Raw genomic sequence first — 6,000 nt, 5'->3', positions numbered from 1 at the left:
CACCCCTGAGGGGTGCCGGGCCCTTCGCCGTGTGCGCGGTGGTGCGGGCGGGACGGACGGGGGCGGGCAGGGGCGGCGGGGGCGCCCGGAGGAGCGGACGGGAGTGGGGAGGGACCGGGCCGGGGCGGGCGGAACGGCGCTGAGCCGCCCCAGGAGGGGACCGCGCGCCCCACCCGTGGTCAGACCCGCCCAAGATCACCCGGGCCGCTGAGCGGCGCCTGTGGCGCCGCGCGCGGCCGTCGCCGCCCGGCCACTCCCCCGCGCCAGCCGGAGCGTCCCCGTTCGTCGCCCCCCATGCGCCCCCGCGCGGACGGCACCGGGCCACCGGACACGCCACGGCCTTTCGGACCGGCCGCCGGGACCCGGACGCCGCCCCTTCCTCGGGCCGCCGGGAGCCCTCTCCGGCGCCCCTACGCGCGGCCGCGCCCCCGCCGGGAGCGCGGCCGTGGGAACGCGGACGGGGCCGCGGAGCGCCTGCTCCGCGGCCCCGTCGCCGGAGTCCCGTCGTGCGGTTGCGGGGGCGTGCCTAGTCGGCCTGCTCCTGCTCGCCGTGGACGTCGCCGGGCGTGCCCTCGCCGTCGGTGGTGTCGGGCTCGCCGGTGGCGCTGTTGGCCACCCAGTCCTCCCAGGAGCGCTGCCAGTAGCCCCAGCCGTTGTCGACCTCCAACTGGCGGTCGGTGCCCGTCACGATGAACGGGTCGCCCATCAGCGACTCCTCGTAGAACCACTTGGCGTCGGCGGTGCTCATGTTGGTGCAGCCGTGGCTGGCGTTGGCCTCGCCGAGCTGGCCGTTCCACGGGGCGGCGTGGGTGAACTCGCCGCTGTTGGAGAAGCGGACCGCGTAGTTGACGTCCAGCTTGTAGCCCTCGGGGCTGTCGACCGGGATGCCCATGGTCGAGGAGTCCATGACCAGGTGCTCGTACTTCTCCATGGTCAGGTGGACGCCGCTGGTGGTGGTGTACTGCCGGGTGTCGCCGCGGCCGTTGCTGATCGGGAACGTCTTCACGGTCTCGCCGTCGCGCTCCACGGTCATGGTGTGGGCGTCGTCGTCGACCGTGGTGATCTGCTCGCGGCCCACCTCGAAGTTGATCTGGTGGTTCTCGATGCCGTAGACGCCCTCACTGGCCTCCACGCCCGCCAGGCGCAGGTCCACCGTGACCGCCTGGTTCGGCTTCCAGTACTCCTCGGGCCGGAAGACCGCCATCTGGTCGCCGAACCAGTTCCAGGCGCCCTGCACCGGCTCCTCGGAGGTGACCTCCATGGAGTTCTCGACCTGCTCCTTGTTCTCCACCGGCAGGTCGAAGTTGATGATGACGGGCATGCCCACGCCCACCGTCTGGCCGCTGGTGGGGAAGTTGGACTGCAACTCCAGCCGCTTGCCCTCGACCGCCTCCAGGGTGGTGAACTGGCTGACGACCTCGGCCTCCTCGCCGTCGCTGTTCTCGGCGGTGGCGGTGACCGTGACCTCGGCGCCCGGGGTGAGGTTCCAGTCGCTCACCCAGGTGGTCTTGTCCTCGTTGTAGGTGCCGGTCATGGCGCCCAGCGCGGCGTCGCCCGACGGGCTGGCCGAGGGGGCGTCGGACGGGGCGTTCTGGGCGTCGGCGCTGCCGCCGGTCTGCTCCACCCGGACGTCGGTGATGGTGGCGTCGGCCGCCTCGACCGTGATGGGGGAGTTGGGGGCGACCTCACTGGCGCCGTCCTCGGGGCTGATGGTGACCTCGACCACCGGGCCGTCGCCCTCTCCCCCGGTGGACTCCGCGCCGCTGTCGGCTCCCGTGCAGCCGGCGACAAGGACGAGCAGCAGCCCGGCCAAGCCGGCGCCCGCGCCTCGAACCGCCGTTGGGAATGCGCTGCCCTTCACCGTGCGACCTCCAGTGTCCGGATTGCCCGCGATTTACCGCGTCTCTACCCAGTATGGACGCACCGCGAGGCGGAGAAGTTTGGGACGTGTGGGATGAGTCGGGGCGGCCGGGGGACCCGCCCCTCGCGTGCCGTACCCCGAACGGGTATCGGTCGCCCAAAAGAGAATACCCCGGCGGATGGTCGATCTCGTCGGAAATCGCCGTCCACCGGGGTGATCGGGGCCGCCGGCGCCGCCGCCGGAGACCCGTGCGGGGGCGGCGCGGGCAGGAGCCCGCGCCGCCCCCTGCGGCTCGTACTGCCGGTTAGTGCTGGAACTCGCCGCGGTAGTACTCGAAGACCCAGCCGATGGCGGTCAGGATCACCGCGAACGCGCCGATGAAGACCATCCACCAGCCGATCGTGACGCCCACGGCCATGAAGGCCACCGACAGCGCCACGAACAGCGGCCACCAACTGTGCGGGCTGAAGAACCCGTACTCGCCGGAGTTCTCGGCGATCTCGCCGTCCAGCCGCTCCTCGGGCGGCAGCCCGTGGTAGCGCTCGCTGCGCCGGGCCGACTGCCACAGCCAGAACCCGACCATCCAGCCGAAGCCGATCGAGACCACCAGGGCGACGGTCCCGGTCCACTCCACGTAGCCCTCGGCCACCCACGACCAGTAGGCGTAGACGGCCGCGACCAGCCCGAAGAAGGTCGAGACGCCCATGAACAGGTATGCCTGCATCTTCATGTCAGTACTCGCTTTGCTACTTCAGGCCCGCGGCGGCCGGCGCGGCCGACCCGGGTGCGGCGGCGTGCGGGTGGTGCAGGTCGAACGCCGGACGCTCGGAGCGGATGCGCGGCAGCGACGTGAAGTTGTGCCGCGGCGGCGGGCAGGAGGTCGCCCACTCCAGCGAGCAGCCGTACTCCCACGGGTCGTCCACGGTGACCTTCGGGGCGCTGCGGGCGGTGACCCACATGTTCCAGAAGAAGATCAGCGTGGAGGCGCCCAGCACGAACGAGGCGATGGAGGACACCATGTTCAGCTCGGTGAACCCGTCGCTGGGCAGGTAGTCGGCGTAGCGGCGCGGGAAGCCCTCGGCGCCCAGCCAGTGCTGGACCAGGAAGGTCCCGTGGAACCCGAAGAACAGGAACCAGAAGTGCCACTTGCCCAGGGCCTCGTTGAGCATCTTGCCGGTGAACTTGGGCCACCAGAAGTAGAAGCCCGCGAACATCGCGAAGACGACGGTGCCGAACACCACGTAGTGGAAGTGGGCCACCACGAAGTAGGAGTCGGTGACGTGGAAGTCCAGCGGCGGCGAGGCCAGGATGACCCCGGTCAGCCCGCCGAACAGGAACGTCACCAGGAACCCGATGGTGAACAGCATCGGCGTGGCGAACACCAACTGGCCGCGCCACATGGTGCCGATCCAGTTGAAGAACTTCACCCCGGTGGGCACCGCGATGAGGAACGTCATGAAGGAGAAGAACGGCAGCAGCACCGCGCCGGTGGGGAACATGTGGTGCGCCCACACCGTCACCGACAGGCCGGCGATGGCGATCGTGGCGCCCACCAGGCTCTTGTAGCCGAAGATCGGCTTGCGGCTGAACACCGGCAGGATCTCGGTCGCGATGCCGAAGAACGGCAGCGCGATGATGTAGACCTCCGGGTGGCCGAAGAACCAGAACAGGTGCTGCCACAGGATGGCGCCGCCGTGCTCGGCGTCGAAGACGTGCGTGCCGATCATCCGGTCGGCGCCCAGCGCGATCAGGGCGGCGGTCAGGACCGGGAAGGCGATGAGCACCAGGACGCTGGTGAGCATCGCGTTCCAGGTGAAGATCGGCATGCGGAACATCGTCATGCCCGGGGCGCGCATGCACAGCCCGGTGGTGATGAAGTTGACGGCACCCAGGATCGTGCCCAGACCGCTGACGGCCAGGCCCATGATCCACAGGTCGCCGCCCAGGCCCGGCGAGCGCACGGCGTCCGACAGCGGGGTGTAGGCGAACCAGCCGAAGCTGGCGGCGCCGCCGGGGGTGAGGAACCCGCCCACGGCGATGAGGCTGCCGAACAGGTACAGGTAGTAGCCGAACAGGTTGATGCGCGGGAACGCCACATCGGGCGCGCCGATCTGGAGCGGCATGATGATGTTGGCGAACCCGACGAACAGCGGGGTCGCGAACATCAGCAGCATGATCGTGCCGTGCATCGTGAACAACTGGTTGAACTGCTCGTTGGTCACGACCTGGAGGCCGGGCCACAGCAGCTCGGCGCGCATGACCAGAGCGAGGATGCCGCCGAAGATGAAGAACAGGAACGAGGTGATCAGGTACATGTACCCGATGACCTTGTGGTCGGTGGACGTCAGCCAGCTCACGATGATGGAGCCCTTGCGGGTGGGGGCGGGGGCCGCCTCCGCACGTGGCTGTGTTGCGGTCGCCATTACTGGCCTGCCTCCTCCTCGGCCGACGCCGAAGGCTCAGGCGTCTCGGTGGACTCGTCGCGGGCCGCGTCGTCGCCCGACCCCTCCTGGTCCCCGGTGCCGGGGCCCTCGATGGCGGTGCCGGTGTCCTCGCCGCGCGGCTCCAGCTCCTCGCCGGTCTCCAGCCGCTCCTGCTCGTCGGCGGCGGCCTGGCGCTGCTCCTCGACCCAGCGGTCGTAGTCGTCGGGCTCCATGACCTCGACGGTGAACAGCATGCGCGAGTGGTCCACACCGCACAGCTCGGCGCAGCGGCCGGCGTAGGTGCCCGCGGTGCCCTCCTGGACCTCGACCTGGAACTCGTTGTCCTGGCCGGGGATGATGTCCATCTTGAAGGCGAAGGCGGGGATCCAGAAGGAGTGGATCACGTCGGGCGAGGTGAGGTCGAAGTGCACGACGTCGCCCTCGCGCAGCACCAGCGTGGGCTGGTGCTGGGGGGTGCCCGCGACCGAGAACTCGGTCTGGGGCTCGGTGCCCTGCTCCTCGGCGTCCACGCGCGACTGGTCGAGGTAGTTGAACTGCCAGCTCCACTGGAAGCCGACGACCTCGATGTTGGTGTCGGCCTGCTCCTCGGTGTCGAGCAGGACCGTCTGGTCGCGCGCGGTGAAGTAGAACAGGACCGCGATGATGACGATCGGCAGGACCGTGTACAGCGCCTCGATGGGCATGTTGTAGCGCACCTGCGGCGGTAGCTGCTCGGAGCGCTTGCGGTGGAAGATGACCGTCCAGACGATCAGGCCCCACACCAGGATGCCGACCGCGAACGCCGCCACCCACGAGCCCTGCCAGAGCGTGAGGACACGCTGGCCCTGTTCGGTGATCGGCTCCGGCACGCCCAAACGAGTGAACTCGTTCGACGCGCAGCCGGTCGCGGCCAGGCCCAGCGCGGCGAGCGCGGCGCCGCGTGGTGCCCATCGGCGCAGCGCGGGGCGCCGATTCCTATGGCGGGTCGGACTCACGGATTGCCTTCCCAGCGGTGATGCCCGCGGTCGTCGCGCGGGCGGTGGTATTCCAAAGCTTTTCGGGGGAAACACTAGCGCGATCAGCCCGCAGGGCAGTCCAGGGGCATGCCTGACCAGCGTGTTGACCGGGGTGCCCGGCGGGCGTCCGGCCGGACACGCGCTGGGGCGTTCGTACCGCGCCCGGGGCGCGGTGCGGACGCCGCGGCGATCCGGGGCGGATCGGCGTGTTCGCCCGGCCCGCCGGCGTGGTCGCCTCCGGCTGCCTCGGGTGCCGGAGCGGCCTGTCGCAAGCGGGCTAAGGCGAGAGTACCGCTGGTTTCACGCGTCCCTTAACCGGGTGCCACTTAGCCGGCCACTTGGGTAAAGAATGGGATACGAGCAGGCGTCGAGGGGAGAGCGCAGGTGTCGGACCAGCCGTTGGTGACCGTGGAGGCGATCGGCCGCAAGTGCCCGATCCCCATCATCATGCTGGCCGGGCGGATCCGGGAGGTGCCCATCGGCTCGGTCATCGCCGTCACGGCCGACGACCCCGCCGCGCGGACCGACATCCCCTCGTGGTGCCGGATGAAGATGCAGGAGTTCGTGGCCGAGGTCCCGCTGAGCCGGGGCAGCGCGTTCCACATCCGCCGCATGTACTAGGGGATGCGCGGCGCGCCGGGCGCGCGGCGGGCCGCAACGCACGGCGGGCCGTGCGCCCCCCAGGGGTGCACGGCCCGCC

5 protein-coding genes are annotated in these 6,000 nt (G+C 70.4%); 1 reads left to right on the top strand and 4 read right to left on the bottom strand.

The genetic code is table 11. The features are described from left to right. Positions 1 to 526: 526 nt before the first annotated feature. From LG943_RS25570 to ctaC, 4 genes are all read right to left on the bottom strand, one after another. Positions 527 to 1,861, bottom strand: a complete 1,335-nt coding sequence (locus LG943_RS25570; protein WP_270074930.1) for a L,D-transpeptidase — start codon at positions 1,859 to 1,861, stop codon at positions 527 to 529. A gap of 304 nt (positions 1,862 to 2,165) precedes the next feature. Then, positions 2,166 to 2,591: a cytochrome c oxidase subunit 4 gene (locus LG943_RS25565; RefSeq protein ID WP_270074929.1), complete on the bottom strand. Its 426-nt coding sequence runs from the start codon at positions 2,589 to 2,591 to the stop codon at positions 2,166 to 2,168. A gap of 16 nt (positions 2,592 to 2,607) precedes the next feature. Continuing rightward, the gene (gene ctaD / locus LG943_RS25560; protein WP_270074928.1) at positions 2,608 to 4,284 is read right to left on the bottom strand and encodes an aa3-type cytochrome oxidase subunit I; all 1,677 of its coding nucleotides are present in this window, start codon (positions 4,282 to 4,284) and stop codon (positions 2,608 to 2,610) included. Beyond that, complete coding sequence (ctaC, locus tag LG943_RS25555; RefSeq protein ID WP_456340062.1) at positions 4,284 to 5,279, bottom strand: aa3-type cytochrome oxidase subunit II; 996 nt, start codon at positions 5,277 to 5,279, stop codon at positions 4,284 to 4,286. Before ctaC ends, ctaD begins: the two co-directional genes overlap by 1 nt. Before the next feature lie 405 nt (positions 5,280 to 5,684). On the opposite strand from ctaC, the gene LG943_RS25550 reads away from it, so the two are divergent. Continuing rightward, positions 5,685 to 5,921: a sulfurtransferase TusA family protein gene (locus LG943_RS25550; protein WP_179766575.1), complete on the top strand. Its 237-nt coding sequence runs from the start codon at positions 5,685 to 5,687 to the stop codon at positions 5,919 to 5,921. Positions 5,922 to 6,000 lie beyond the last annotated feature (79 nt).

Origin of the sequence: Streptomonospora mangrovi (genome assembly GCF_027604915.1) — a bacterium.
Lineage (GTDB): Bacteria > Actinomycetota > Actinomycetes > Streptosporangiales > Streptosporangiaceae > Streptomonospora > Streptomonospora mangrovi.
The sequence above is the reverse complement of the archived record's forward strand: the minus strand, read 5'-3'. Positions and strand labels throughout refer to the sequence as shown.

Bases quoted from the DNA above. Each gene is read 5' to 3' on its own strand.
- LG943_RS25565 (WP_270074929.1), bottom strand. From the start codon at position 2,591: ATGAAGATGCAGGCATACCTGTTCATGGGCGTCTCGACCTTCTTCGGG.
- ctaD (WP_270074928.1), bottom strand. From the start codon at position 4,284: ATGGCGACCGCAACACAGCCACGTGCGGAGGCGGCCCCCGCCCCCACC.